This window comes from Paraburkholderia sp. BR10937 (assembly GCF_040965695.1).
Taxonomy (GTDB): Bacteria; Pseudomonadota; Gammaproteobacteria; order Burkholderiales; family Burkholderiaceae; genus Paraburkholderia.
The window spans coordinates 1-26,008 of sequence record NZ_JBFRCL010000034.1 but is presented as its reverse complement, the minus strand read 5'-3'; the positions used below and the strand labels follow the sequence as shown (position 1 = coordinate 26,008).

22 protein-coding genes and 2 pseudogenes are annotated in these 26,008 nt (G+C 66.1%); 20 read left to right on the top strand and 4 right to left on the bottom strand.

The genetic code is table 11. The annotated features are described in order from the left end of the window. Positions 1–64 precede the first annotated feature (64 nt). A pseudogene (locus tag AB4Y44_RS25815) lies at positions 65–298 on the top strand (hypothetical protein); the annotation flags it as partial. A gap of 295 nt (positions 299–593) precedes the next feature. On the opposite strand, the gene AB4Y44_RS25810 reads toward AB4Y44_RS25815, so the two are convergent. Next, a complete protein-coding gene (locus AB4Y44_RS25810) occupies positions 594–1,955 on the bottom strand; it encodes an NYN domain-containing protein (RefSeq protein ID WP_368701238.1) in 1,362 nt (453 codons plus the stop codon). Positions 1,956–2,071: 116 nt separating this feature from the next. Here AB4Y44_RS25810 and AB4Y44_RS25805 point away from each other — a divergent pair, with 116 nt between their 5' ends. After that, on the top strand, positions 2,072–2,281 hold the full coding sequence (locus AB4Y44_RS25805; RefSeq protein ID WP_368701237.1) for an alkaline phosphatase family protein: 210 nt from the start codon (positions 2,072–2,074) through the stop codon (positions 2,279–2,281). Positions 2,282–2,347: 66 nt separating this feature from the next. Continuing rightward, entirely contained in the window at positions 2,348–2,671 is a 324-nt protein-coding gene (locus tag AB4Y44_RS25800) for a hypothetical protein (RefSeq protein ID WP_368701236.1), read from the top strand. A 67-nt stretch (positions 2,672–2,738) separates the two neighbouring features. On the opposite strand, the gene AB4Y44_RS25795 is transcribed toward AB4Y44_RS25800, so the two are convergent. Continuing rightward, on the bottom strand, positions 2,739–3,623 hold the full coding sequence (locus tag AB4Y44_RS25795; RefSeq protein WP_342921936.1) for an IclR family transcriptional regulator: 885 nt from the start codon (positions 3,621–3,623) through the stop codon (positions 2,739–2,741). Between the two features lie 164 nt (positions 3,624–3,787). On the opposite strand from AB4Y44_RS25795, the gene AB4Y44_RS25790 reads away from it, so the two are divergent. The 4 genes from AB4Y44_RS25790 (at position 3,788) to AB4Y44_RS25775 (ending at position 10,578) form a co-directional block, all read left to right on the top strand. Further along, positions 3,788–6,127 (top strand): cytochrome P450/oxidoreductase, encoded by a 2,340-nt coding sequence (locus AB4Y44_RS25790; RefSeq protein ID WP_368701235.1) that lies wholly within the window; start codon positions 3,788–3,790, stop codon positions 6,125–6,127. A 47-nt stretch (positions 6,128–6,174) separates the two neighbouring features. Then, positions 6,175–7,548: an MFS transporter gene (locus AB4Y44_RS25785; RefSeq protein ID WP_342921938.1), complete on the top strand. Its 1,374-nt coding sequence runs from the start codon at positions 6,175–6,177 to the stop codon at positions 7,546–7,548. Positions 7,549–7,811: 263 nt separating this feature from the next. After that, entirely contained in the window at positions 7,812–9,350 is a 1,539-nt protein-coding gene (locus AB4Y44_RS25780) for a class I adenylate-forming enzyme family protein (RefSeq protein ID WP_368701234.1), read from the top strand. 70 nt (positions 9,351–9,420) lie between these two features. Further along, the gene (locus AB4Y44_RS25775; RefSeq protein ID WP_133183506.1) at positions 9,421–10,578 is read left to right on the top strand and encodes an acyl-CoA dehydrogenase family protein; all 1,158 of its coding nucleotides are present in this window, start codon (positions 9,421–9,423) and stop codon (positions 10,576–10,578) included. A gap of 39 nt (positions 10,579–10,617) precedes the next feature. Here AB4Y44_RS25775 and AB4Y44_RS25770 read toward each other — a convergent pair whose 3' ends face one another. Then, positions 10,618–11,520, bottom strand: coding sequence for a LysR substrate-binding domain-containing protein (locus AB4Y44_RS25770; RefSeq protein WP_342921940.1), 903 nt, complete (start codon positions 11,518–11,520; stop codon positions 10,618–10,620). A gap of 293 nt (positions 11,521–11,813) precedes the next feature. On the opposite strand from AB4Y44_RS25770, the gene AB4Y44_RS25765 reads away from it, so the two are divergent. The 13 genes from AB4Y44_RS25765 (at position 11,814) to AB4Y44_RS25705 (ending at position 25,749) form a co-directional block, all read left to right on the top strand. Continuing rightward, positions 11,814–12,719 carry an SDR family NAD(P)-dependent oxidoreductase gene (locus tag AB4Y44_RS25765; protein ID WP_368701273.1) on the top strand — a complete coding sequence of 302 codons (906 nt, stop codon included), beginning with the start codon at positions 11,814–11,816 and terminating at the stop codon, positions 12,717–12,719. Further along, a complete protein-coding gene (locus tag AB4Y44_RS25760; protein ID WP_368701233.1) occupies positions 12,719–14,011 on the top strand; it encodes an acetyl-CoA hydrolase/transferase family protein in 1,293 nt (430 codons plus the stop codon). Before AB4Y44_RS25765 ends, AB4Y44_RS25760 begins: the two co-directional genes overlap by 1 nt. 59 nt (positions 14,012–14,070) lie before the next feature. Continuing rightward, on the top strand, positions 14,071–15,270 hold the full coding sequence (locus AB4Y44_RS25755; RefSeq protein WP_368701232.1) for an acetyl-CoA C-acetyltransferase: 1,200 nt from the start codon (positions 14,071–14,073) through the stop codon (positions 15,268–15,270). 45 nt (positions 15,271–15,315) lie between these two features. Further along, positions 15,316–16,491, top strand: a complete 1,176-nt coding sequence (locus tag AB4Y44_RS25750; protein WP_368701231.1) for a phenylacetate--CoA ligase family protein — start codon at positions 15,316–15,318, stop codon at positions 16,489–16,491. Continuing rightward, a complete protein-coding gene (locus AB4Y44_RS25745; RefSeq protein WP_342921944.1) occupies positions 16,488–17,624 on the top strand; it encodes a hypothetical protein in 1,137 nt (378 codons plus the stop codon). The genes AB4Y44_RS25750 and AB4Y44_RS25745 overlap by 4 nt, the downstream gene beginning before the upstream one ends. After that, a complete protein-coding gene (locus AB4Y44_RS25740) occupies positions 17,621–18,412 on the top strand; it encodes an enoyl-CoA hydratase/isomerase family protein (protein WP_342921945.1) in 792 nt (263 codons plus the stop codon). The genes AB4Y44_RS25745 and AB4Y44_RS25740 overlap by 4 nt, the downstream gene beginning before the upstream one ends. A 21-nt stretch (positions 18,413–18,433) precedes the next feature. Beyond that, on the top strand, positions 18,434–19,303 hold the full coding sequence (locus AB4Y44_RS25735) for a MaoC/PaaZ C-terminal domain-containing protein (RefSeq protein WP_368701230.1): 870 nt from the start codon (positions 18,434–18,436) through the stop codon (positions 19,301–19,303). 32 nt (positions 19,304–19,335) lie between these two features. Continuing rightward, positions 19,336–20,124 carry a citryl-CoA lyase gene (locus tag AB4Y44_RS25730; protein WP_342921947.1) on the top strand — a complete coding sequence of 263 codons (789 nt, stop codon included), beginning with the start codon at positions 19,336–19,338 and terminating at the stop codon, positions 20,122–20,124. A gap of 158 nt (positions 20,125–20,282) precedes the next feature. Beyond that, positions 20,283–21,128, top strand: a complete 846-nt coding sequence (locus AB4Y44_RS25725; protein ID WP_368701229.1) for a MaoC family dehydratase N-terminal domain-containing protein — start codon at positions 20,283–20,285, stop codon at positions 21,126–21,128. A 38-nt stretch (positions 21,129–21,166) separates the two neighbouring features. Continuing rightward, complete coding sequence (locus AB4Y44_RS25720; protein ID WP_368701228.1) at positions 21,167–22,330, top strand: acyl-CoA dehydrogenase family protein; 1,164 nt, start codon at positions 21,167–21,169, stop codon at positions 22,328–22,330. A 15-nt stretch (positions 22,331–22,345) separates the two neighbouring features. After that, positions 22,346–23,524 carry a CaiB/BaiF CoA transferase family protein gene (locus AB4Y44_RS25715; RefSeq protein ID WP_368701227.1) on the top strand — a complete coding sequence of 393 codons (1,179 nt, stop codon included), beginning with the start codon at positions 22,346–22,348 and terminating at the stop codon, positions 23,522–23,524. A gap of 45 nt (positions 23,525–23,569) precedes the next feature. Then, positions 23,570–24,949 (top strand): MmgE/PrpD family protein, encoded by a 1,380-nt coding sequence (locus AB4Y44_RS25710; RefSeq protein WP_368701226.1) that lies wholly within the window; start codon positions 23,570–23,572, stop codon positions 24,947–24,949. Continuing rightward, positions 24,946–25,749 (top strand): CoA ester lyase, encoded by an 804-nt coding sequence (locus tag AB4Y44_RS25705; RefSeq protein ID WP_368701225.1) that lies wholly within the window; start codon positions 24,946–24,948, stop codon positions 25,747–25,749. Before AB4Y44_RS25710 ends, AB4Y44_RS25705 begins: the two co-directional genes overlap by 4 nt. A 104-nt stretch (positions 25,750–25,853) precedes the next feature. Here AB4Y44_RS25705 and AB4Y44_RS25700 read toward each other — a convergent pair. Further along, positions 25,854–26,008 (bottom strand): annotated as a pseudogene (locus AB4Y44_RS25700) (electron transfer flavoprotein subunit alpha/FixB family protein); the annotation flags it as partial.

Genomic DNA, 26,008 nt, shown 5'->3' with positions numbered 1-26,008 from the left:
CGACGCGGACGGGCCATTGCGCTAGACTCGCGCGACGTGACGCGTACAGGAAAGGAGGTTCGCAATGTTGCGCAAGACGCTCAATGCTTCGCGGCTGCAGGAGGAAGTGCACCGGCGCATCCACAAGCTCCAGGAGGTGGTCGACGACGGCGTGAAGATCGGCGTGCCGCGTCCGCAACTGCAGGAGCCCGACCGCAGCGGCTGCAACTGGACGATGCAGCACTTTCATAACGCGGCTGGCTTCGAAGCGAGCGTGGCGCGCGTACTGGAGCAGGTGTGCGCCGAGTACAACCTCGCGCAGGCAAAGGATGAAGCCGTGGAGGACGATGCCGGCGACGCGGCCGACCCGCGCGATCCGTTCGGCGGAGCGACGCGCGCCGCCGCACAGAATCCGTTTGGCGGATCGAAACGCGCGCAGGGCGCGAACCCGTTTGGAAAGGCGGGGCCGTCGGGCAAGCCCGATCCTTTCGGCGATACCACGCCCGAGAGCGAGGAAGCGCCGCCTGCGAAGGGCAAGCGCCCCGCGAATCCGTTCGGCGATTGATCGATGCGCCGCGCGCCGCCCACTGCGAGCGGCGCGCGTGGCGCGATATTCAGCTTTCTTCCGCAGCGGCCTTGCTGCGCGCGCGACGCGCACGCGACGGCGCCTTCCTGGCAGCGGGTTCGGCCGGCGCTGCTGCGGCGCTCGCCGCTTCCTCGCCGGTGCTGGCCGGCGTTTCGGCCGCTTTCTTCGCTGTCTTCTTGCGCGCAGGGCTCTTGCGGGCCGCCGTCTTGCGCGCTCGCGCAGGGGCGGGCGCGGCGGGCTCGACATCGGCAGCCGGCTCGGCTGCCGCATGCGCCCCGTAAGCCTCTTGCGGCGCGTGGGTGCTCTCGTTCGCGTCGAACGGCTCGGCGGAGAAGGGCGGCACGGCTTCGTGCCGATGCACTGCGTGCGCGAGCGCCTCGACTGGCTCGAACGGAATTTCGCCTTGCGTCTCGACCGGTTGCTCGACGGCGGTTTCGCGCACATCCGCGGCGGCGGCGCCGCGCCCGTTGCGACGGCCCTTGCGCCGGCCGCGCGGCTCTTCGGCACGCGCCGCCGGGCTTTCCGGCGCTGACACGCTGGCGGCGGCAGCCGCGAGCGGGGGCGGGTTCAGTCGCGACACCCAGGTCCCCGACTTGTCGTCGCGGCCCACTTCGAGCAGGCCGCGCGACTGCGCCTCTTCGAGCAGATTGCCGAATGCGCGAAAGCCGTAGCGTGTTTCGTTGAAGTCGGGCCGGCGGCGCTTGATGGCGCTCTTGAGCACCGAAGCCCAGATCTTGCCGCTTTCGCCACGCTCGAGCACGAGCGCGTCGAGCGTTTCGATCGCGAAGGCCACGGCCTTCGACTTGCGCTCGTCGCCGTCCTGCTTCGGCTGCCGTTCCTCGCCGCCCTGGCGTTTCGCGCCGCCGCCGTCCTTGTTCTTGCCCTTGCCATGCGCGTGCTGGTCGCGCACGAGTTCGCGCACCAGGTCGTCATAGAAGATGAACTCGTCGCAATTGGCGACGAGCAGATCGGAGGTGGAGTGCTTCACGCCCACGCCGATCACCTTCTTGGCGTTTTCCCGCAGCTTCGAGACGAGCGGCGAGAAGTCGGAGTCGCCGCTCACGATCACGAACGTGTCGACGTGCGACTTCGTATAGCAGAGATCGAGCGCATCCACGACGAGACGGATATCGGCCGAATTCTTGCCCGACTGGCGCACGTGGGGAATTTCGATCAGCTCGAAGCTTGCCTCGTGCATCGCGGCCTTGAAGCCCTTGTAGCGCTCCCAGTCGCAATAGGCCTTCTTCACGACGATGCTGCCCTTGAGCAAGAGCCGCTCCAGCACGGGCTGGATATCGAAGCGGTCGATCTTCGCGTCGCGCACGCCGAGCGCGACGTTCTCGAAGTCGCAGAACACCGCCATGCTGACGTTTTCCTGGGGGGAAGCCATGTGATTGATTCGTTCCATCTACGGTGTGAATTCACATGATAGCCGGTTGCACCGCAGCGGGCCGGGAATCGCGATGGCCGACGCTGCCTGCATCTATCCAGTACGTGTCGCTTGCGTTGAACTACATCGGAGTCGGTGGCGATCAGATTGGTGCGCTTCTGCTGTCGCCGTTCATCAAGGGCGGCCATGTGGATAGCACGGGCTACAACCACTACGCGCCGCTGTGTTCGCTCGAAGATAACTTCGGCATTGGGTCGTATCTCGGCTACGCCGACGATGCATCGCTCCAGCCGATCTTCACGTCGGCCAACATTGACAACCGCTAATCCCTGGTGGGGTTATGTGGGCCGCTGCGTCAAGACGAGGCGAAGCAGCAGAAGTGGTTCTGCGGGATGTTCCGCACGCCCACGCTTCGCAACGTCGCCACGCGACGCGTCTTCTTTCACAATGGCATGTACCATACGCTCGAAGATTCGTTACGCTTCTATGTCGAGCGCGACACGAACCCGGAGAAGTGGTATTCGAAAGACGCGCACGGCCACGTCGTGAAGTTTGACGACTTGCCGAAGATTCTGCGCAGTAGTGTGGATACGAAGACGGAGCCGCTGACGAATCACCTGGGCGGCAAACCGGTCTGGTCAGACGCGGATATCCGCGACGTAATGGCGTTCCTGGATACCCTCACCGACGCGGACGCAAAGACGGCGCCTCGCTAGCGTCGTTCAGAAAAAGGAAAAACCCGGTCAGTTTTTGAACCGGTTTTTTTCCCACGCTGACGAAGCGTTAAGCGGCGCGCGCCACGTAGCCGAGGAGCGCGCTCACGGCGTCTGCCTCGCGGCGCACGGCACGCCCGTTCGGGCCCTCGGGCGTGGCGTCGAAGCCGCCCGTGGCGCCCAGCGCCGTGAGTACGCCGCAGAGCTTGCCGGTGTGATCGAAGAGCGGCGCCGAAACGGCGCTGATGCCCTTGAGATTCGTGTCGCGCACGCTCGCGCAGCGCGCTTGCTGCACGTCGCGCCGCAGCGTGCCGATCGGATCGCTCGCATTCAGTTGTGCGCGCAACGAAGCGTCGGCGTGCGCGAGCTCTTCCTGCGCCTGCGCGAGCACGCGCGTGTCGTCGAGCAGGCCGAGAAACACACGGCCCGTGGACGACCATAGCAGCGACATCACCGAACCCACCCGCACGTTGACGGTCACGGGCAGCCCCGGCTCCTCGAAACGGATGATCGTCGGGCCCTTGTTGCCCATCACCGCGACGAACGACGTCACTTCGAGCGTCTCGCGCAGGCGCACGAGCGCGGGCTCCGCAATGCGCACTGGATCGGCCTGGCGCATGGCGGCCACGCCGATCATCATCGCCTCGACGCCGAGCCGATACTGCTGGGTGGCGGTGTCCTGCGCGACGAGCCCTTCCTCGATCAGGCTCACCAGATAGCGATGCACCTTCGCGGGACTCTCGCCCACGCAGGCGGCGAGCCCCGAGAGGCTCGCGCGGCCGCCCAGGCGCGCGAGCCCCTTGAGCACGGCCATGCCCGTTTGCGCGGATTGCACGCGCTGACGACGCTCGCGCGGCGCGGCTACGGCCTTCGTCTCTTTCGCGGCTTTGCGGGACGTGGTGGCTTCGGAGACTTTTGCCGCGGGGCGACGGGGGGTGGTTTTCCTGCTTTCCATGCTGGGCGGAGAGGCTGGCGTATCGGTTGGGCTCACGCGGATTTTAGGGCGCGTAGGGGCGGCATAGTGCCTGCTGGGCCTGCACGTTAACCCCTATCTCGTAATTACGCAATGCGTACTAGAGTTACGCAAAACGTAATGCACGCAGGATGCAGGAGAGGCATATGAGCGAGACACCTTCCCCTTCGGCGGGCCGCTGCCCGTTCCCCCACGCAGTGAGTAACGACGCAAACGCCGCGCCGCGCTGCCCGGTCAGCGCCAATGCCGCGGCATTCGACCCCTTCAGCGACGGCTACCAGCAGGACCCGCCCGAGTACGTGCGCTGGGCGCGCGAGCAGGAGCCCGTGTTCTACAGCCCGCAGCTCGGCTACTGGGTGGTCACGCGCTACGACGACATCAAGGCGATCTTCCGCGACAACCTCACGTTCTCACCCTCCATCGCGCTCGAAAAGATCACCCCTACCGGTCCCGAGGCGAACGCGGTGCTGGAGTCGTACGGCTATGCCATGAACCGCACGCTCGTGAACGAGGACGAGCCTGCCCATATGCCGCGCCGTCGCGTGCTGATGGAGCCGTTCACGCCCGAACATCTCAAGCACCACGAACCGATGGTGCGGCGCCTCACGCGCGAGTACGTGGACCGTTTCATCGACGCAGGCCGCGCCGACCTCGTGGACCAGATGCTCTGGGAAGTGCCGCTCACCGTGGCGCTGCATTTCCTGGGCGTGCCCGAGGAGGATATGGACCTGCTGCGCAAGTACTCGATTGCGCACACGGTCAATACGTGGGGCCGGCCGCGCCCCGACGAGCAGGTCGAAGTCGCGCACGCGGTGGGCAACTTCTGGCAGTTCGCGGGCAAGGTGCTGGACAAGATGCGCCAGAATCCGGATGGCCCGGGCTGGATGCAATATGGCATCCGCCAGCAGAAGACGCATCCCGAAGTCGTCACGGACTCCTATCTGCATTCGATGATGATGGCCGGCATCGTGGCCGCGCACGAGACCACGGCCAACGCCACGGCGAACGCGATGAAGCTGCTGCTGCAGCACCCGCATGCGTGGCGCGCGATCTGCGAGGACCCGAGCCTGATTCCGAACGCGGTGGAGGAGTGTCTGCGCCACAACGGGTCGGTGGCGGCCTGGCGGCGCCTCGCGACGAAGGACGTGCAGATTGGCGGCATCGATATTGCGGCGGGTTCGAAGCTGCTCATCGTGACGTCCTCGGCGAATCACGACGAGCGTCACTTTGCCGATGCCGACCTGTTCGACATTCGGCGCGACAACGCGAGCGACCATGTCACGTTCGGCTATGGCTCGCACCAGTGCATGGGCAAGAACCTCGCGCGCATGGAGATGCAGATCTTCCTTGAAGAATTCACACGCCGCTTGCCGCACATGCGTCTGGCCGAGCAGGCGTTCACCTATGTGCCCAACACGTCGTTCCGGGGTCCCGAGCATCTGTTGGTGGAATGGGACCCCGCGCGGAACCCCGAGCGCGCGAATCCGGCGCTGCTCGGCGCGCACGCGGCGGTGCGCATTGGCGAGCCGTCGGCGCATGCGCTTTCGCGGCCCGTGGTGGTCGAGCGTGTAGATGCCGTGGCCGAAGGCATCGTCCGTTTGCGACTCGTCGCGCCGGACGGCGGCGCGCTGCCGCGCTGGGCACCAGGCGCGCATATCGACGTGGAGTGCGGCGACACGGGCATCTCGCGCCAGTACTCGCTGTGCTCGGACCCCGCCGACACGGGCGCGTTCGAGATCGCCGTGCTGCGCGAAACGCCAAGCCGCGGCGGTTCGGCCTGGATGCACGACACGCTGCGCGCGGGCATGCGCCTGAAGATTCGCGGCCCGCGCAATCACTTCCGGCTCGACGAAGAAGGGCGGCGCGCGATCTTCATTGCTGGCGGCATCGGCATCACGCCGGTGAGCGCCATGGCGCGCCGCGCGCGCGAGCTGGGCATCGACTACGAGTTGCACTATAGCGGGCGCTCGCGCAAGTCGATGGCGCTCGTCGACGAACTCGCGCAGTTGCACAGCGAGCGCCTGCATCTGCACGTTTCGGACGAAGGCACGCGCAACGATCTCGCCGCGCTGCACGTGGACGAACATACGCGCGTTTACGCGTGCGGCCCCGCACGCATGCTCGAAGCACTCGAAGCCTGCAGCGAGGCGTGGCCCGAGGATGCGCTGCGCGTGGAGCATTTCGCGGCGACCGGCGGCAAGCTCGACCCCTCGCAGGAGCGGGCGTTCGAAATCGAGTTGAAAGACTCGGGGCTCGTACTCAACGTGGGCGCGGACCAGACCGTGCTCGACGCGCTGCGCCGCGCGAACATCGACGTGCAAAGCGATTGCGAAGAAGGCTTGTGCGGCTCGTGCGAAGTGCGCGTGCTGGCGGGCGAGATCGACCACCGCGACGTGGTGCTCACACGCGCCGAGCGGGATACGCAAACCCGCATGATGACCTGCTGCTCACGCGCGAAAAGCGGGCGATTGATCCTCGAACTTTAGTCGCCACAGAGCGATCGGGACGACACAACAATGATTGGAGACATTGCATGAACAAGACGGTGGAGGTTACCGGCATCATCGACGAAAGCCGGTTCGGGCCGTATCAGCTACTCGTGGTCACGCTGTGCGCGCTGTGCCTCGTGATGGACGGCTTCGATGTGCAGGCGATGGGCTATGTGGCGCCGGTCGTGATCCGCGAGTGGGGCATTGCGAAGGAGACGCTCTCGCCCGTGTTCGGCGCGGGCCTCTTCGGCATGCTGGTGGGCTCGCTCACGTTCAGCACGCTCGCCGACAAGATCGGCCGCCGCCCGGTGCTGATCGGCGCGACGCTGTTCTTTTCCGCGTGCATGGTCGCGACGGGCTTCGCGCATTCGATCGCGGAACTGGTGGCCTGGCGCTTCGTCGCCGGGCTGGGTCTGGGCTGCATCATGCCAAATGCGATGGCGCTCGCGGGGGAGTACAGCCCGCGCCGCATGCGCGTCACGCTCATGATGATCGTCTCGTGCGGCTTTACGCTGGGCGGCGTGGTGGGCGGCCTGATCACCGCGGCGCTGATTCCCGCGTTCGGCTGGCGCGCCGTGTTCTTCGTGGGCGGCGCAATTCCGCTCGTGCTCGGCGTGCTGATGTGGCTCGCATTGCCCGAGTCGATCCAGTTCCTCCTGTTTCGTGGCCGCGGTGAAAATACTCAGGCGCGCGTGCGCCGCAATCTGTCCCGCGTGGCGCCGGCGCTCGCGTGGCCGGCAGGCGTGCAGTTCACGAGCGCGGAAACGCGCTCGCGCGGCGTGCCGTTCGTCGAGCTGTTCAAGGAAGGGCGCGCGCGGGTGACCATGCTGCTGTGGGTCGTGAACTTCGCGAACCTGCTCGCCATGTACTTCCTCTCGAACTGGCTGCCGACCGTGATCCGCGACGCGGGCTATTCGACCCAGACCGCCGTGTTCGCCGGCACGGCGCTGTGGGGCGGCGGGGTGATCGGCACGCTGCTGCTCGGGCGCATCATCGACTTCGCGGGCTTTACGCGCGTGCTCGCCACGACGTTCCTGATCGCGATCGTCTCGACGGCCGCCATCGGCAATCCGGCCGTGATGGTCTCCGTGGCCGCGATGTTCGTGGCGATCTTCGTCACGGGCTTTACGATCATCGGCGGCCAACCCGCGCTCAACGCGCTCGCCGCGACCTACTATCCGACCTCGCTGCGCTCGACCGGCATCGGCTGGAGCCTCGGCGTGGGGCGTATCGGCTCGGTCGTCGGCCCGGTGCTGGGCGGCGCGCTCCTGCACCTGCAATGGTCGTCCTCGGCGCTCTTTCTCGCGGCTGCCGTGCCGGCCTGTGTGTCGCTCGCGGGCATCGTGGCGATTCATCGGGCGAATGGTGCTTCTAAGGGCACGATGGGAGGCGAGCGTGCGGCGGCGCAGATGGAGTGACTGGCGCCAGCGCCTGCGCAGGGCCGCGCCGGTGCCGCGTACGCGTCACGCACGAGGGCTGAGCGCCCGCCAGGCGCGCAGCCGGTCGAGCAGATAATCGTCTCGAAGCCCCGGCCATCGGGGTGAATTCCGACTTCTCGGCAGACGAATGCCGGCTTTCTCGAAAACGAATTGTTGGCAGGCCGCGCCTGAACCACACTGATACCTGTCGCGATGCGGCGTGCCACGGCGCGCCGTACGCAGCCAAAGAGCAACGACGGGAGGTGACAGTGGTGAGGCGAGCGGCGCGCAAGATCAGCGATATCGCGCGGCACTGGGCGGAGGCGTCGCCCGAGGCCGTGGCGATACGCGAAGAAGCAAAGGTGACGAGCTTCGGGCAGCTCTGGAGCGACGTGGGGCAGGCGCAGCGGTTTTTGCGCGAGCAGGGCGTGGAGGTGGGCGATCGCGTGCTGATCGTGGCCGAAAACTGCTCGGCCGTGGTGACGCTGCTGTTCGCGCTTTCGGAAATCGGCGCGTGGCCGGCCGTGGTCAATGCGCGGCTCTCTGAGCGCGAGATCGAGACGATCCGCGCGCATTGCGGGCCGCGTCTGATGCTGTTTACGCACGGCGCGTCGCCTGACGCGCTGCGCCACGGCGTGCGCTATCGCGCGCGCGAAATCGCGCCCGCCGGACTCGGTCCGCTGATGATGGCCGCGCCCGACGTCAACGCCGCGCGCGAGGCCGAGGCGCTCGCGCACGAGGTCGCGGTGCTCATCTACACGTCGGGCACGACGGGCCAGCCCAAGGGCGTGATGGCCACGCATCGCGGCCTGCTGCATTTCGCGCATGTCTCGGCGACATCGCGCAACATGACACAGGCGGACTGCGCATACGCGGTCATGCCGATGTCGCATATTTTCGGCCTTGCCACGCTGCTGCTCGCCACCTTCGAGGCGGGCGCGAGCCTGCATCTGGCCGCGCGCTTTTCGGCCGAGGAGGTCGTGAAAGCGCTCGGCGCCTCCGAAATCTCCATCCTGCAGGGCGTGCCGACGCTCTTCACGCGCATCGTCGCCTATGTGCGCGAGCACGGCGGCACGGTGCAAGCGCCGCGGCTGCGCTACCTCTATACGGGCGGCGGTCCGCTCGATCCCACGCTCAAGCAGCAGGTCGAAACGCTCTTCGGCATGCCGTTGCATCACGGCTACGGCATGACCGAGTACGCGGGCTCGCTCTTCATCACGCGCATGGACCGGCCGCGCAAGGACGTCTCCTCGGGTGAGATCGTCGAGGGGGCCGAGTTGCGCGTGGTCGGGCCCGACGGCCACGATGTGCCGCGTGGCGAAGCGGGCGAGTTGTGGGTGCGCGGTCCCGGCGTCATGCACGGCTACTATCGCGAGCCGGGCCTGACCGCCGAAGTGCTCGACCAGGAAGGCTGGCTCAAGACCGGCGACCTCGGCCGGCTGGACGCGGACGGTGCGCTCTTCATCGTGGGCCGCTCGAAGGATCTCATCATCCGTTCGGGCTTCAACGTGTATCCCATCGAGGTCGAGTCGGTCATCAACACCTACGCGGCGGTGCGCCAGAGCGCCGTGGTGGGGCGGCGCGACGCCGAAGGCAACGAGGAAGTCGTGGCCTTCGTGGAAGCGAAGGAGGGCGCGACGATCGACACGGCCGATCTCGCCCACTACCTGAGCGAGCGGCTCTCGGCCTACAAGCGCCCCTCGGAGATCGTGGCCATCGACATGATTCCGACTACGGCTAGCGGCAAGCTGCAAAAGCAGCCGCTGCGCGAAATGGCCAAACGTGCCGTACGCGCTCACTGAGCATTCCTGATTTTCATTTTTTTCACGGGCGGCGTCGTGCCGCCCGCTCAACGATTGCAGGGCATACACCATGATTCGCGACCAGGAAACGATGAACGTTCTGCTCGACAACGTCGCGCGCTTCGTGCGCGAGCGTCTCGTGCCGAACGAAGAGCGCGTGGCCGAAACCGATGAAATTCCGGCCGATATCGTCGACGACATGAAGGCCATGGGTCTGTTCGGTCTGACCATTCCGGAGCAGTACGGCGGGCTCGATCTCACGATGGAAGAAGAGGTGCTCGTGATGTTCGAACTCGGCAAGACCTCGCCCGCGTTTCGCTCGATCATCGGCACGACGGTGGGCATCGGCTCGCAGGGCATCGTGATCGACGGCACCGACGAGCAAAAGGCCACGTGGCTGCCGAAGCTTGCGAGCGGCGAGATCATCGCGAGCTTTGCGCTGACGGAGCCGGGCGCGGGCTCGGACGCCGCCTCGATCAAGACGCGCGCCGAGCGGCGCGGCGACCACTACGTGGTGAACGGCACCAAGCGCTTCATCACGAATGCGCCGCAGGCCGGCATGTTCACGCTGATGGCGCGCACCAATCCCGACGAGCCGCGCGCGGGCGGCATCACCTCGTTCATCGTCGACGCGAAAACGCCCGGCATCAGCTTCGGCAAGCGCGACAAGAAGATGGGGCAGCGCGGTGCGCATACCTGCGATGTCATCTTCGAGGACGTGAAGGTGCCCGCGGAGAACATCATCGGCGGTAAGGAAGGCGTGGGCTTCAAGACCGCGATGAAGGTGCTCGACAAAGGGCGCATCCATATCGCGGCGATCTGCGTGGGCGTGGCGCAGCGCATGCTCGACGACGCGCTGCGCTACGCGATGGAGCGCGAGCAGTTCGGCGAGAAGATCGCCGAGTTCCAGCTCGTGCAAGCCATGCTCGCCGATAGCCAGACCGAGCTCTACGCCGCGCGCTGCATGGTGCTCGACGCGGCGCGCCGCCGCGACGCCGGCCAGAACGTGAGCACGGAGGCGGCGTGCGCGAAGCTCTTCGCATCCGAAATGTGCGGACGGGTCGCAGACCGCGCGGTGCAGATTTTCGGCGGCGCGGGCTATATGTCCGACTATGGCATCGAGCGCTTCTACCGCGATGTGCGCATTTTCCGCATCTACGAGGGCACGAGCCAGATTCAGCAGATCGTCATCGCGCGCAACATGATCCGCGCGGCGGGCGGGCGCTAGGCGAGCGGGGCGGCGCGCAGCGCGCGCCGCGTCAAGGGATTATTCGAGGCGGCCGATGCCGTCGGCCACCAGCAGATCGACGAGCTTGCGCGCGAACAGCGGCAGCGCGTCGCGATCGGCCATGCAGATCTGCAGTTTGCGCACGGCCCACTCGTCGGTGAGCGGCACGATCTTGAGCGACATGGTTTGCGCATGGCGGCGCGCCGTGCCCTCGGGCAGCACGCCAATGCCGATGTTCGCCTCGATCATGCGGCACGCGGATTCGAAATTGCCGATCTGGATGCGCCAGCGTATCGTGCGCTGCAAATCCGACGAGGCGCGCTTGAGAAACGAGAAAATCGCGCTTTCGTCGGGCGGCCCGATGAAGTCGTAGTCGAGCGTATCGGCAAACGCCATCTCGCTCGCCTGCGAAAGCGGGTGGCTCAGTGCGGTGACGAGCACGAGCCGGTCGCGCCGGTAGGGCAGCACCTGCAGTCCCTCGGTGCGCACATTGCCGGCCACGATGCCAATGTCGATCGTGCCGTCCTGCACGGCGCGCACGATATCGGGCGAAAGGCGCTCGTGAATGTCCACGTACACGTCGGGGTGATTGATGAGGTAGGTGCGCAACACGGCAGGCAGGAACTCGCTCATCGCCGTGGTGTTCGCAAACACGCGCACATGGCCCTTCACGCCCTGCGAGTATTCCTGCAGGTCTCCCGTGAGTTGCTCGAGCTGCTTGAGCACGCGGCGCGCATGCGCGAGCAGCGTCTCGCCGGGGCCCGTCAGCGTGACCCCCTGGCTCGTGCGGCTCAAGAGCTTCACGCCCACCTGTTCTTCGAGATTCTTGATACGCGTGCTCGCCGCGGGCAGCGACAGGTGCGCGCGTTCCGCGCCGCGCGTGAGGCTGCTCGCCTCGGCTACGTGGGTGAAGAGCTTCAGGTCGACGAGATCGAAATGCATGGGTTGACTTGCCGTGACTCCAATATCTGTCTGCTCGTTCGTTCGAGGGATGCGCGAAACAGGCGGGACGAGCAGACTCCAGCCATTATTGCGCCGCAGCGCAATGCACGCCATTAGCGATAGTACGGGTTAATCCTGGCCGAAACAGGCGTTCGGCATATCCAAATTGTGCAGCCCTGGCCGATGCGTCAAGCTGCAACACGAACGGCACAGCCTGCCGCATAACGATTCAAATTGAATGAATGCCCGGCGCAACGCGGGCTGGAGGAGCGAAAACGATGACGACGCAACGAATGCTGGACGGTAAGGTCGTGGTGGTGACGGGATCGGGCGGCGGCATTGGCCGCGATATCGCGCTCATGATGGCGCGCCACGGCGCGAAAGTCGTGGTGAACGACGTGGGCGCCTCGCTCACCGGCGAGGGCCATAACGACGGCCCCGCGCAAGCCGTGGTGAACGAGATCAAGGCGTTCGACGGTCAGGCCACAGCGAACACCGACAGTGTGGCCGACGCTGCCGGCGCTGCGCGCATCGTGCAGAACGCGCTGGATGTGTTCGGCCGTATCGATTGCGTGGTGAACAACGCGGGCATCCTGCGCGACCGCTTCTTTCACAAGATGAGCGAAGAAGAGTGGGACGCCGTGCTGAAGGTTCACCTCTACGGCTCTTACTACGTCTCGCGCGCCGCCGCCGACCTCTTCAAGGAACAGCGCAGCGGGGCGTTCGTGCATATGACGTCCACGTCCGGGCTGATCGGCAATCTCGCGCAGGCCAACTACAGCGCGGCGAAGCTCGGCATTGCGGGCCTGTCGAAATCCATCGCGCTCGACCTGGAAAAGTTCGGTGTCCGTTCGAACTGCATCGCGCCGTTCGCCTGGAGCCGCATGATCAACTCGATCAAGATCGATTCGCCGGAACAGGAAGCGCGCGTCGCCAAGATCAAGCAGATGACGCCCGCCAAGATCGCGCCGCTCGCCGTCTACCTCGCGAGCGAACGGGCCACCGACGTGACGGGCCAGATTTTCGCAGTGCGCAATAACGAAATCTTCTTGATGAGCCAGCCGCGCCCCGTGCGTTCGGTGCATCGCGGCGAGGGCTGGACGCCGGAGACGATTGCCGAGCATGCCATGCCGGCGCTGCGCAAGTCGTTCCACACGCTCGACGTTTCCGCCGATGTCTTCAGCTGGGACCCCGTCTGATGACGCGCGGCCCGCGCGCGGCGCGCATCGTCGACGCCGCGCAGCTCGATTTCGCGCAGTACGTACGCCCGGGCGACATGCTCGCGTGGGGCCAGTGCGGAGCCGAGCCGTGCACGCTCACGGCGCTACTGATGGCGCAGCGCAAGGCGATCGGCGGGCGCTTTCGCGTGTTCGTGGGCGCATCGTGGTCCGACACGCTCGAGCCCGCGTATGCCGACTGCGTGGACTTCGTGGCCTATGGCGCGTCGGGAACGAACCGGCGGCTCGAGCGCGAAGGCGTGCTCGACATTCTGCCGTGTCATTACTCGCAGTTTCGCAGCGTGCTGACGAGCGGTTCGAACCGCATTGACGTGTTGCTGCTGCAAGTGGCCCCAGCCGATGAGGCGGGCCGCTACAGCCTCTCGATCGCCCATGAGTATCTCGTGCCGCTGATCGACAGCGCGCGCGTGGTCATTGCGGAGGTGAATGCGGCGGCACCGTGGACCTACGGCGAGCGCATGTTGCGTGCCGACGATTTCGACGTGCTGATCCATACCGAGCGCGCGCCGCTGGAAGCGCCGGCCACGCAGGCCGGCGACATCGAGCGGCGCATCGCGCAGCACGCCGCTTCCCTGATCGAAGACGGCTCGACGATCCAGTTCGGGCTAGGCGCGCTGCCCGAGACCATCGTCGAGCAGTTGCGCGACCGGCGCGACCTGGGCGTGCATAGCGGCACTATCGGCGACGCCGTGGTCGATCTGATCGAAGCCGGGGTGGTGACGAATGCCCGCAAGTCGCGCGACCGAGGCGTGAGCGTGGCCGGCACGATGATGGGCACGCGCAAGATCTATGCGCATGCGCACCGCAACGCGCGGATCCAGTTTCGCGCCACAGCGTATACGCACGACATCGACGTGCTCGGCAGCCACGACCGGTTCGTCGCGATCAACTCGGCGCTCGAAGTCGATTTGACGGGGCAGGTCAATGCGGAGGCCGCCGGCGGCCGCTATGTGGGCGCGGTGGGCGGGGCGCTCGATTTCATGCGCGGCGCGGCGCGCTCGCACGGGGGCCTCGCGATCGTCGCGCTCGCAGCCAGCACGCGGCATGGCAGCCGCATCGTCGCGCGTCTCTCGGGGCCGGTCAGCACGCCGCGCAGCGACGCGGCGGTGATCGTCACCGAGCACGGCGTGGCCGATCTGCGAGGGCTTACGCTCGCGCAGCGCACTGAACGCATGCTGGCCATCGCGCCGCCGGAGTGGCGCGAACAGCTGGCCGCGCAACACCATGCGCGGCGGGATGCGATAGCGGTTTGACGGTACGCAGGCGCATGACGCGGCGAACAACAACCAGACACCATGCAAAGGAATCCGAAATGAGAAGAGCAGCGATAGTCGCACCGGTACGCACGCCGGTCGGCACGTTCGGCGGCAGCCTGCGCCCTGTTTCCGTCGAGACGCTCGCGGCCACGGTGCTGCGCGAAACCATCGCGCGCAGCGGCGTGGACCCGGCGCGCATCGAGGACGTAGTCTTCGCGCAGTCGTATGCGAACAGCGAAACGCCTTGTATCGGCCGCTGGGCCGCGCTCGAAGCGGGGCTGCCCGTGCAGGTGCCCGGCATGCAGCTCGATCGCCGTTGCGGCGGCGGCCTGCAGGCGGTCGTGACCGCTGCGATGATGGTGCAGAGCGGCGCGGCGGACGTGGTCGTGGCCGGCGGCGTGGAAAGCATGAGCAACATCGAGTACTACACGACCGACATGCGTTGGGGCGCCCGCGCGGGTTCGGTGAAGATGCACGATCGTCTCGAGCGCGGCCGCGAACGCTCGCAGCCCGAAGCGCGCTTCGGCTACATCTCCGGGATGATCGAAACGGCGGAGACCCTCGCGAAGGAATACGGCATCACGCGTGAGGAGGCCGACGCTTACGCCGTGCGCAGCCACCAGCGCGCGGCGGCGGCATGGGAGTCGGGCCGCTTCGCCGAGGAGGTGGTGGCGGTTTCGGTACCGCAGCGCAAGGGCGACCCGGTGCTGTTCGCACGTGACGAAGGCGTGCGCGCCGACGCGAGCGAGGCGTCGCTCGCGAAGCTCAAACCGCTCATGAAAGGCGGCACGGTGACGGCGGGCAACGCGAGCCAGCAGAACGACGCGGCGGCTGCGTGCCTGATCGTCGCCGAAGACCAGCTCGGCAAACTCGGTCTCACGCCGCTTGGCTACCTGACGGGTTGGGCCGCCGCGGGATGCGAGCCCGCGACGATGGGCACTGGCCCGGTGCCGGCCGTGCAAAAGCTGCTGCAAAAGACCGGGCTCACCTTCGATCAACTCGATCTCGTCGAACTGAACGAGGCCTTCGCCTGTCAGGTGCTCGCCGTGCTTAAAGGCTGGGGCTGGCACGACGAAGCGCGGCTGAACGTGAACGGCTCGGGCATTTCGCTCGGTCACCCGATCGGCGCGACCGGCGTGCGCATGCTCACGACCTTGCTTTACGAACTGCAGCGCCGCAAGGGCCGCTATGGCCTCGAAACGATGTGCGTGGGCGGCGGGCAGGGCATCGCGGCCATCTTCGAGCGGGCGGCTTGATGACGAACGATTCGCATCCCTACTGAACATAAGAAGGAGGAGACGATGCTCGATGCACTCAACGCGCAGCTTGCGCGACTGCAAGCGCATCCGTTCTATGAAGGACGTCTGCCGCGTAGCGTCGCGAGCGCGGCGGAGTTCGCCGAGCGCGTGCCGCTCATGACGCGCACCGAACTGGTAGCCGAGATGAATCGCCCGGGCTACGGCGCGTTCGCGCCGGCCGTGCCGCCGGTGCGGGTGCACCTCACGCCGATGGGCGCGTCGCTCGTGCCGATCCTGCAGAGCGCCGCCGATCTGCGCGCGATCGAAGCCGCGTGCGGCCAGCATCTCGACGCGTGCGGCATCGGCCCCGGCGACGTCTGCATGGTGACGTTCGGCTATCACCTCTTCGTTGCGGGGCTCTTCTATCAGACCCAGATGGAAGCGCGCGGCGTGGCGTGCATTCCGCATGGTCCCGGCGAGACCGAGCGCGCGGCGCGCGTCGCGCAGCAATGCGGCGTGACGGTGCTGGCCGGCAATCCGTCGCACGCGCTCAAGCTCATCGAAGCGGGCTGCCCCGTGCCGCGCGTGTTCTTCGCGGGCGGCGAAGCGTTCACGGGCAATGCCGCGCTGTACGCCCGCGTGCGCGAAGCGATGCCGGGTACGTTGCTGATCGACAGTTACTCGCTTTCCGAATGCCTGCCCGTGGCGCGTACGTTTCCCGGCGGCACGGGTGTACACGTGTTCGACGAACTGCTGTATGCCGAAGTCATCGACCCGGACACCGGCATGCCGGTTGCCGAGGGCGAACGTGGCGAACTCGTGCTCACCCATCTGAAGAAGGAACTGCAGCCGCTCGTGCGCTATCGCACCGGCGACCTCACCATGCTCGAGCGCACCGCACCCGTGCATGGGCGCATGGTGTCGCTGCCGCACGTGGTGTTCGGCCGCGCCGATTCGATGGTGAAGATCAAGGGCGTGAAGGTGTACCCCTCCGAGCTGAAGACGGTGCTGCTGGGCGTGGAGGGCGCGACGGGCGCGTATCGGCTCGTGGTCGGCACAAAGGCTCATGGCGGCGACCATCTCACGCTGCAGGTGGAAGGGACGGTGCAGGGTGGCGCGATCGAGGCCATCGCGGAGCGCTTCAGGCGCCAGACGCTGATACACGCGGACGCCATCGAGACGGTCGCGAAGATCGAAGGCACAGTCCTGGTAGAGGATCAACGGAGAGAGACGACATGAATACAAGCGCAACGCCTATCCCAACCCCGTGGCGCCTCGTCGTAGGCGGTCACAGCTACGCGGACTTTTCGATTTCGGTGTCGCCGGCCGTCGAGCGCGCGGTGGCCGAAAATCTCGCGCCGCCCACGGTCTATCTGAACGTCTTCAACGAAGACAGCATCACGGTAGGCGTGAACGAAGATCCAAACCAGGTGCTCGATCTGCCGTTCTGCCGCGACAACAACGTGCTCGCGCGGCGACGCGTGAGCGGCGGCGGTGCGATCTACGCAGGGCGCGGCTCGGCATTTCTCGCGTTCTATCTGCCGATCGGTCTGCCGGGCGTGCCCCAAACGGCGGCGCAGGCGTTTCCCACGATACTGGGCCACGTCGCCGAAGCGCTGCGCGATGTGTTCGGCCTGCAGGCCGCTTACCGGCCGCTGAACGACGTCGAGATCGACGGCCGCAAGCTGGTGGCCACGTCGCTCAAGATCGAAGGCGGCGTGCTGACGTTCCGCATTCTGCTGAACGTGAAGGCGATCAATACGGCGATCGCGGCGCGTGCCATGCCGATGGCGCCCGAGAAGGTCAAGGACAAGAAGCACAAGGATCTCGGCTCGCGCTACACGTTTCTGGAGCAGGAAATCGGCCGCGCGGTGAGCGCCGATGAGTTGACCGCCTGGGTCACGGCCTGCGTTCGACGCACGTTCGGTGAAGTGGCGCTCGAATCTGGCGCTCTCGGCAGCGATGAACGCATTTTCGCCCAGCAATACGAGCGCGAACTGCACGAGGAAAGCTGGTTCCATGAAAAGAGCGAGGCCACGCGTTACAGCCCGGTTACCCTGACGGGCGACCGTATCGTGCGCGGACGTGAAAAGGCGCCGGCCGGTCTGATCTGGCTGAGCCTGCTCGTGCGTGACGGCACGGTGGTCAAGGCGATCGTCAATGGCGACTGGCACCCGCGTCCGCTGGCTTCGGTCGCCTGGCTCGAAGACGGCTTCACCGGACTCGCCGCCACACGCGAGGCGTGCGCGGCGCATATCGAGGCATTTCTCGCGCGTCCCGACGTGGAGTTCGCAGGCGTCGAGCCGGTGCATCTCGTCACGGCGCTCGACAAGGCGCTCGCCGAACTCGCCAGCGCCGGGGTGAGCGCATGAGCGAAAAAACCTTGCTGGTTGAACAGGACGCGGGCGTCACGACGCTCACGTTCAATCGTCCGGAGGCGAAGAACGCGCTCAACGGCGAGATGCGGGTGGAATTGCTCGACGCCGTGCAGCGCATCCGTGCGGACCGCAGCGTGCGTGCGGTCGTTTTGCGCGGCGCGGGCAACGACTTCTGCTCGGGCGGCGACGTGCGCGGCATGAACGTGACGAGCGCCGAAGCGGGACGCGACCGGATCGACGACCTGCACGGCTGGGTGAGCATGCTGATCGACCTCGACCGCCCGGTAATCGCGGCCGTGGATGGCGTGTGCTACGGCGCGGGCTTCAGCTTCGCACTCGCCGCCGATTTCGTGATTGCCAGCACGCGGGCGCGCTTTTGCATGCCTTTCATGAAAGTCGGTCTCGTGCCCGATTGCGGGGCGTTCTATACGCTGCCGCGCGTGGTGGGCCTCGCGCGCGCCAAGGATCTCGTCTTTACGGCGCGCGAAATACGCGCTGCAGAAGCGAAGGAGATCGGCGCGGTGCTCGAAGTCGTCGAGCCCGACCAGCTTCATGCACGCGCTACGCAGATCGCGGCCAGTCTCGCGACGGCGTCGCCCATTGCGTTCGGTCTGGCCAAGCGCGCGTTGAATCAGTCGCTTGGCAGCGACCTGCGCGCGATGCTCGAAATCGAGTCGGCGGCGCAGGGCATTGCGTTCACGACCGAATTCCATCGCGAAGCCGTGAAGCGCTTTCGCGAGAAGGCCGACCCGCTCTTCAAGTGGCCCGCTGCCGAGGCCTGATCTTTCATTGAACGCACCGCCATGACGATCGACTATCACACCCTGCGCAACTGGCCGTTCAAAGACGTCGAGCAAACCTATACCGCGCGCGACGCCGTGCTATACAGCCTCGCTGTGGGATACGGCGCCAACCCGGTTGATCCGGACGACCTGGCATTCGTCTACGAAAAGGCGTTGCGCGTGCCGCCGACGCTTGCCGTCGTGCTCGGCTTTCCCGGCTTCTGGGCGCGCGACCCGCGTTCGGGCATCGACTGGGTGCGGCTATTGCACGGCGAGCAGAGCCTCGTAATGCACAAGCCATTGCCGCCGACCGCAACGGTGATCGGCCGCTCGCGCATCACGCGCGTGGTCGACAAAGGCGCAGGCAAGGGCGCGTTGCTCGAAATCGAGCGTAGCATTACCGACAAGGCAAGCGGCGAGCGGTATGCCACCGTCACGCAGCTCACGTTCTGCCGTGGCGACGGCGGCTTCAGCGCGGACAACGGTTTGAGCGATGAAGCGCCCGCGCCGCCGCCGCCGATGCCCGAGCGCGTGCCTGATCATCATTGCGATCTGCCGACGCGCCCGGAAACGGCGCTGATTTATCGCCTGTGCGGTGACGACAACGCGTTGCATGCCGACCCGCAGGTCGCACGCGCGGCGGGTTTCGAGCGGCCTATCCTGCACGGGCTCGCCACGTGGGGCGTCGCCGCGCATGCCGTGCTCAAGACGCTGTGCGCAAGCGACCCGCAACGCCTCGCGGCGTTTCACGCACGCTTTACGGCACCTGTGTATCCGGGCGAGACGATCCGCACCGAGATGTGGCGCGACGGCAATGAGGTGAGTTTTCGCGCACGCGTGCTGGAACGCGACGTGCTCGTGCTCAACCATGGACGCGCACAACTGCGCTGAACGCTATTCTGTATAACGAAGGAATCAGGACTATGGCCCGTCAACCGAAACCGCTCGTGCGTTCAGATATCGCGTACAGCACGCCCGATCGCATCGTCGTGCGTGGCAAGAGCCTGCCCGACGAAGTTCTTGGCCACATGAATCTCGGCGACTTCGCGTTTCTGCAACTCACGGGCAAGGCGGCCACGCCGCAGCAGTCCGCGATGTTCAACGCCATCGTCATCACGCTCGTCGAGCACGGCATGACGCCAAGCGCCATCGCCGCGCGCATGACCTATGCGGGCGCGCCCGAGTCGCTGCAGGCGGCTGTTGCAGCGGGGCTATGCGGGCTTGGATCGGTGTTCGTCGGCAGCATGGAAGGCGCGTGCCGCATGCTGTCCGAAACGCTGCCCTATGAAAGCCAGTGCGACGACCTGGAGAAACTTGCAGTCGATACCGTCGCGGCATGGCGCGCACGCAGCACGCCGATTCCGGGGCTCGGCCATCCTTTGCACAAGCCCATCGATCCCCGTACGCCGCGCCTTTTCGAACTGGCCGCGCAAAACGGCATGTCGGGGCGCTATGTGAAGCTCATGCAACTCATTGGCGCGGAGGCCGAGCGTGCCTCGGGCAAAGCGCTGCCGATCAATGCGACGGGTGCGATCGGCGCGATCTGCTGCGAATTCGGCTTCCCGTGGCGTATCGTGCGCGGCTTCGGCGTGATGGCGCGCGCCATTGGCCTGGTGGGTCATCTGCTCGAAGAAGGCGAGCGCCCCATGTCGTTCGAGTTGTGGCAACGCGTGGAAGACGAAGCTTCAGCGCATCTGCGCGGGGAAGCGTGACGCCGGCGCGCGGCCGTGGTTGAAAGCCGCGTGCAAGTACCGGGCCACAATGGTCGGGGGATTAACGAAAGCGAAAGGGCTGATTCGGCAAAGGCAACTTCGCGAAGCGTCGCTAGCCGTTCATAGTATGGCCAACAGTCTCGAAACGGAGAAACGCCATGCCGGAATCGCAAACGCCAACGCTCAGTGCGTGGCTCGACAAGACCGAAACGCTCACCGACGACATCACCGCGTTTCCGCTGCGCGCGCTCGCAGCCACGCTCGATCGTGAAGCCCCCGATAGCGCCGTGCCGCCGCTGTGGCACTGGCTCTATTTTCTGCCCGTCTCGCCGCTCGCGGAGGCGGGTCCCGACGGCCACCCGAAACGCGGCGGCTTCCTGCCGCCGGTCGAACTGCCGCGCCGCATGTGGGCGGGCGGTCGCCTGATCTTTCACGCGCCGCTGCGTGCGGGCAACGAGGCCGCGCGCACATCCACCATCGCGAACATCGAAGACAAGACCGGCCGCAGCGGCCGACTCGTGTTCGTGACCGTGCAGCATCGCTATGAAAGTGGCGGGGCGCTGTGCATCGAGGAAGAGCACGACATCGTCTATCGCGACGCGCCGCAGCCCGGCGCGAGCGCGCCCAAGCCCGTCGTCGCGCCGCAAGGCGAAACATGGTCGCGAACGCTCACCGCCAGTGCACTCATGCTGTTCCGCTATTCCGCGCTGACCTTCAACGGTCATCGCATTCACTACGACTTCCCGTACGTCACGCAGGAAGAGGGCTATCCGGGCCTCGTCGTGCACGGCCCGCTCATTGCGACGCTGCTGCTCGACCTCGTGCACCGCGAGCGGCCCGACGCCACCATCGCGACGTTCGCGTTTCGTGCGGTACGGCCCACGTTCGCGGGCAACGCGTTCACGCTGTGCGGCAAGCTTGCGGACGACGGTCGCTCGGTCGAACTCTGGGCGAAAGACCATGACGGCTATCTGACGATGCAGGCCACCGCCACGCTGGCCTGAGCGGCAACACGATTATTCATAGCGAATTCATATCGATCATGCAAACCAAGCAACAAGACTCGTTTCAGGACATCCGCGAAGCCGTGCGCGATCTGTGCCAGCAGTTCTCCGGTGAATATTTCCGCAAGATCGACGAGGCGCGCGGCTATCCCGAGGCATTCGTCGACGCGCTCACGAAAGCCGGCTGGCTTGCTGCGCTGATTCCTCAGGAGTACGGCGGATCGGGTCTGGACCTGACCGAGGCTTCGGTCATCATGGAAGAGATCAACCGCTCGGGCGGCAACTCGGGCGTTTGCCACGGCCAGATGTACAACATGGGCACGCTGTTGCGCCACGGCTCGGCCGAGCAAAAGCGCAAGTACCTGCCGAGGATCGCGAGCGGCGAACTGCGCCTGCAATCGATGGGCGTGACCGAGCCCACCACGGGCACCGATACCACCAGGATCAAGACCACGGCGGTACGCAGGGGCGACCGCTACGTGATCAACGGGCAAAAGGTGTGGATCTCGCGCGTGCAGCATTCGGACCTCATGATTCTGCTTGCACGCACCACGCCGCTTGCCGACGTGAAGAAGAAGTCCGAAGGCATGTCGATTTTTGTGGTGGACTTGCGCGAGGCAATCGGCAACGGCCTCACGGTGCAGCCGATTCTCAACATGGTCAATCACGAGACCAACGAACTCTTCTTCGATAACCTCGAAATTCCCGCGGAAAACCTGATCGGCGAGGAGGGGATGGGCTTCAAGTACATCCTCGACGGCTTGAACGCCGAGCGCACGCTGATCGCGGCCGAATGTATCGGCGACGGCTACTGGTTCATCGACAAGGTGAGCGCCTACGCAAAAGAGCGCATCGTGTTCGGGCGGCCGATCGGACAGAACCAGGGCGTGCAGTTTCCCATCGCGCGTGCGTTCGTCAACGTCGAAGCCGCGAGCCTGATGCGCTTCGAGGCCGCGCGCCGCTTCGACGCGCACGAGGCCTGCGGCGCGCAGGCCAACATGGCGAAGCTGCTCGCCGCCGACGCTTCCTGGGAAGCCGCGAATGCCTGCCTGCAATTCCACGGCGGGTTTGGCTTCGCGTGCGAGTACGATGTGGAGCGCAAGTTCCGCGAGACGCGCCTCTACCAGGTCGCGCCGATCTCGACCAACCTGATCCTCTCGTACGTGGCGGAGCACGTGCTCGGCCTGCCGCGTTCGTTCTGACCGGAGGCGCGCGCCATGAGACCACTCGACGGCATCAAGGTCGTCACGCTCGAACACGCGATCGCCGCGCCCTTCTGCACGCGCCAGCTTGCCGATCTCGGCGCGCGCGTGATCAAGATCGAGCGGCCTGGTGTCGGGGACTTCGCGCGCGGCTATGACGAGCGCGTGCATGGACTCGCCTCGCACTTCGTGTGGACGAACCGCTCAAAGGAAAGCCTCTCGCTCGACGTCAAGCACAAGGAGGCCGCGTCGATCCTCGACGCGCTGCTCGCCGACGCCGATGTGCTCGTGCAGAATCTCGCGCCAGGCGCTGCGGCGCGACTTGGGCTGAGCTACGAGGCGTTGAGCGAGCGCTACCCGAAGCTGATCGTGTGCGACATCTCCGGCTATGGCGACGACGGTCCTTACCGCGAGCGCAAGGCCTACGACCTGCTGATCCAGAGCGAATCGGGCTTTCTCTCCATCACGGGGTCGCCCGGCGAGCCCGCGAAGGCGGGCTGCTCGATCGCCGATATCGCCGCAGGCATGTATGCCTACTCGAACATCCTGAGCGCGCTGCTGATGCGCGGACGCACCGGGCGCGGCTGCCGCATCGACGTTTCGATGCTGGAAAGCATGGTGGAGTGGATGGGCTATCCGCTCTACTACGCATTCGACGGGCAAACGCCTCCGCCACTCGCAGGCGCTTCGCACGCGACGATCTATCCTTATGGACCGTTTCCCGCCGGCGATGGCAAATCGGTGATGCTCGGCCTGCAGAACGACCGCGAATGGAAGCTCTTTTGCGAGCACGTGCTGCTGCAGCCGGAACTCGCCACCGATGAGCGCTTTGCCGCGAACTCCCAGCGTTCCGCGCGCCGTGCGGAACTGCGCGAACTGATCGTCGATGCGTTTTCGAAGCTGACCGCGGCGCAGGTCATCAAACGGCTCGACCGCACCGGCATTGCCAATGCCCAGATGAACACGATGGCCGACGTGTGGGCGCATCCGCAACTGCAAGCGCGCGAGCGCTGGCGCGAGGTGCAGACGTCGGCGGGGACCGTGCCAGCCTTGTTGCCGCCGGGCGCGCCTTGCGCATTCGATGCGCGTATGGATGCGGTGCCGGCGCTCGGTCAGCATACCGAATCAATCATGCGTGAGCTTGGCTATGACGCGGCGCGCATCGGTGCGCTGCGCGAAGCCGGCGCCATCTGAACGCGCCTCGCGCCTCGCAAACCGACTTCACTGAACTACGCTGCCATGACAGATCATCCCAGCCGCGCACTCGCGGCGTTCGCCTCGCAACTGCGCTTCGACGCGATCCCGACTCACGTGGTCGAGCGCACCGTGAATCTCTACGTGGACTGGCTCGGCTCCGCGTTGGGCGGCAAGGGCGCGCGCCCGGTCGAAACGATCGCGCGTTTTGCACGCGCCGCGCGCGGCACCACAGACGCGCGAGGCCCGTGCGACGTGATCATCGATCGCACTCGCACCACGGCGTATTTCGCCGCGATGACCAACGGCGCCGCTTCGCATTTCGTCGAGCAGGACGACGTGCACAACGGCTCGGTGCTGCACCCGGGTACCGTCGTGTTTCCGGTGACGCTCGCGCTCGCTCAGGCGCTGGGCGCGTCAGGCAAGGAGTTCATCGCGGCCTCGGTGGCGGGCTATGAAGTGGGCATACGTGTCGGCGAATTCATGGGTCGTTCGCACTACAAGATATTTCACACGACCGGCACCGTGGGCACGATCGCAGCTGCTGCCGCGGCGGGCCAGCTGCTGAAGCTCTCGGCCGACCAGATGCTCGACGCCTTCGGTTCGGCGGGCACGCAGGCGAGCGGTTTGTGGGAGTTCCTGCGCGACGCGGCCGATTCGAAGCAGCTGCACACGGCCATGGCAGCGGCAAATGGCTTGATGGCCGCCCAGCTCGCGGCGGACGGCTTTCGCGGCGCGCAGCGCATTCTCGAAGGCGCGCAGGGCATGGCGGCGGGCATGTCGAGCGACGCCGATGCCGCGAAGCTGGTCGATCGCCTGGATGAGCGTTGGGCCACGGTCGAAACGTCGTTCAAGTATCACGCCGCGTGCCGTCACACGCACCCGGCCGCCGACGCGCTGCTGTCCGTGATCGAAGCCCACCGTCTGAATCCCGACGATATCGCGAGCGTGACGGCGCATGTGCATCAAGGCGCCATCGACGTGCTTGGCAGCGTGGTCGTGCCGAGCACCGTTCATCAGGCGAAATTCAACATGGGGACGGTGCTCGGCCTGGTCGCATGCCGCGGCTACGCGGGCGTGAACGAGTTCGAGCGCGACTACTCGGCGGCCGATATCGCTGCGTTTCGCGAACGCGTGACGATGGCGCTCGACGAGGAAGTGGACCGCGCGTATCCCGCGCGCTGGATCGGCAAGGTGAGCGTGACGACGCGCGACGGCCGCACGTTGCAAGGCCGCGTGGACGAGCCGAAGGGCGATCCGGGCAATACGCTGTCGCGTGAAGAGATCGCAGCGAAGTTCGTACGACTCGCGGCCTTCTCGGGCGCGGCGAGCGAAAGCAATGCGCAGCGCCTGCTCGACGCGGCGTGGGGCATCGCCGAGGCGACGCGCGTGAGCACGCTGTTCGGCGAAGGGGCGAGTGTATGAGCGCCGCGCTTGCTCGCTCGTATCTCTTCGTGCCGGGCAACCGGCCCGAGCGCTTCGAGAAGGCGCGCGGCGCAGGGGCGGACGCCGTGATCCTCGATCTGGAAGATGCGGTTGCGCCGGCGGAAAAGGGCGCCGCGCGCGACGCCGTGCTTGCGGCGCTGGACGCCGCGCGCCCCGTGTGGGTGCGCGTGAACGGCACCGACACGCCCTGGTTCGCCGATGACGCCGCCGCGCTCGCCGGACATAACGGCGTGGCGGGCATCATGTTGCCGAAGGCGGAAAGTGCGGAGCAGGTCGCGGCGGTGCGCTCAGGCGCGCACGGCGCGCTGCACGTGTTGCCGATCGTGGAAACGGCGCGCGGCATCGCGGGCCTGAATGCGTTGTGTGCCGCGCAAGGCGTGCTGCGCGTGGCGTTCGGCACGCTCGACTTTCAGGTGGATATGGGCATCGACGGCGACGGCGAGGAACTCGACGCGTTCCGTTCGCAGATCGTGCTGGCCTCGCGGCTTGCAGGCATTGCGGCGCCTGTGGACGGCGTTTCGACCGTCTTCGACGATGCCGATGGTCTCGAGCGTGAAGCACGCCGCGGACGGCGCTTCGGCTACGGCGGCAAGCTGTGCATTCATCCGAAGCAGATCGAGCCCGTGCATCGCGCGTACGCATGGAGCGAGACGGAGCGCGCATGGGCGCAGCGCGTGCTCGAAGCCGTGCAGGCGAGTCGCGGGGCGGCGGTGGCGCTCGACGGCAAGATGGTCGACATGCCGGTGATCCTCAAGGCGCGGCGGATTCTGGGTGTTTGAACGCTGACCGATGTCGTTGAAGCTGCTGTGAATAAGCCGATAAAGAAGGCGCCTTTGTTTTCACAAAGGCGCCTTTCGTTTTTGCTACTAGCCAGGCGGCAGTATTAGCCGATTGCGCCAGCGAGTTCGGGTACGACCGTGAACAGGTCGCCCACGAGGCCGTAGTCGGCCACGCTGAAAATCGGCGCTTCTTCGTCCTTGTTGATTGCGACGATGACCTTCGAGTCCTTCATGCCGGCCAGATGCTGGATCGCACCCG

Bases quoted from the DNA above. Each gene is read 5' to 3' on its own strand.
- AB4Y44_RS25810 (WP_368701238.1), bottom strand. From the start codon at position 1,955: ATGGCTTCCCCCCAGGAAAACGTCAGCATGGCGGTGTTCTGCGACTTC.
- AB4Y44_RS25800 (WP_368701236.1), top strand. From the start codon at position 2,348: ATGTTCCGCACGCCCACGCTTCGCAACGTCGCCACGCGACGCGTCTTC.
- AB4Y44_RS25795 (WP_342921936.1), bottom strand. From the start codon at position 3,623: ATGGAAAGCAGGAAAACCACCCCCCGTCGCCCCGCGGCAAAAGTCTCC.
- AB4Y44_RS25790 (WP_368701235.1), top strand. From the start codon at position 3,788: ATGAGCGAGACACCTTCCCCTTCGGCGGGCCGCTGCCCGTTCCCCCAC.
- AB4Y44_RS25785 (WP_342921938.1), top strand. From the start codon at position 6,175: ATGAACAAGACGGTGGAGGTTACCGGCATCATCGACGAAAGCCGGTTC.
- AB4Y44_RS25775 (WP_133183506.1), top strand. From the start codon at position 9,421: ATGATTCGCGACCAGGAAACGATGAACGTTCTGCTCGACAACGTCGCG.
- AB4Y44_RS25770 (WP_342921940.1), bottom strand. From the start codon at position 11,520: ATGCATTTCGATCTCGTCGACCTGAAGCTCTTCACCCACGTAGCCGAG.
- AB4Y44_RS25765 (WP_368701273.1), top strand. From the start codon at position 11,814: ATGCTGGACGGTAAGGTCGTGGTGGTGACGGGATCGGGCGGCGGCATT.
- AB4Y44_RS25760 (WP_368701233.1), top strand. From the start codon at position 12,719: ATGACGCGCGGCCCGCGCGCGGCGCGCATCGTCGACGCCGCGCAGCTC.
- AB4Y44_RS25755 (WP_368701232.1), top strand. From the start codon at position 14,071: ATGAGAAGAGCAGCGATAGTCGCACCGGTACGCACGCCGGTCGGCACG.
- AB4Y44_RS25750 (WP_368701231.1), top strand. From the start codon at position 15,316: ATGCTCGATGCACTCAACGCGCAGCTTGCGCGACTGCAAGCGCATCCG.
- AB4Y44_RS25745 (WP_342921944.1), top strand. From the start codon at position 16,488: ATGAATACAAGCGCAACGCCTATCCCAACCCCGTGGCGCCTCGTCGTA.
- AB4Y44_RS25740 (WP_342921945.1), top strand. From the start codon at position 17,621: ATGAGCGAAAAAACCTTGCTGGTTGAACAGGACGCGGGCGTCACGACG.
- AB4Y44_RS25735 (WP_368701230.1), top strand. From the start codon at position 18,434: ATGACGATCGACTATCACACCCTGCGCAACTGGCCGTTCAAAGACGTC.
- AB4Y44_RS25730 (WP_342921947.1), top strand. From the start codon at position 19,336: ATGGCCCGTCAACCGAAACCGCTCGTGCGTTCAGATATCGCGTACAGC.
- AB4Y44_RS25725 (WP_368701229.1), top strand. From the start codon at position 20,283: ATGCCGGAATCGCAAACGCCAACGCTCAGTGCGTGGCTCGACAAGACC.
- AB4Y44_RS25720 (WP_368701228.1), top strand. From the start codon at position 21,167: ATGCAAACCAAGCAACAAGACTCGTTTCAGGACATCCGCGAAGCCGTG.
- AB4Y44_RS25715 (WP_368701227.1), top strand. From the start codon at position 22,346: ATGAGACCACTCGACGGCATCAAGGTCGTCACGCTCGAACACGCGATC.
- AB4Y44_RS25710 (WP_368701226.1), top strand. From the start codon at position 23,570: ATGACAGATCATCCCAGCCGCGCACTCGCGGCGTTCGCCTCGCAACTG.
- AB4Y44_RS25705 (WP_368701225.1), top strand. From the start codon at position 24,946: ATGAGCGCCGCGCTTGCTCGCTCGTATCTCTTCGTGCCGGGCAACCGG.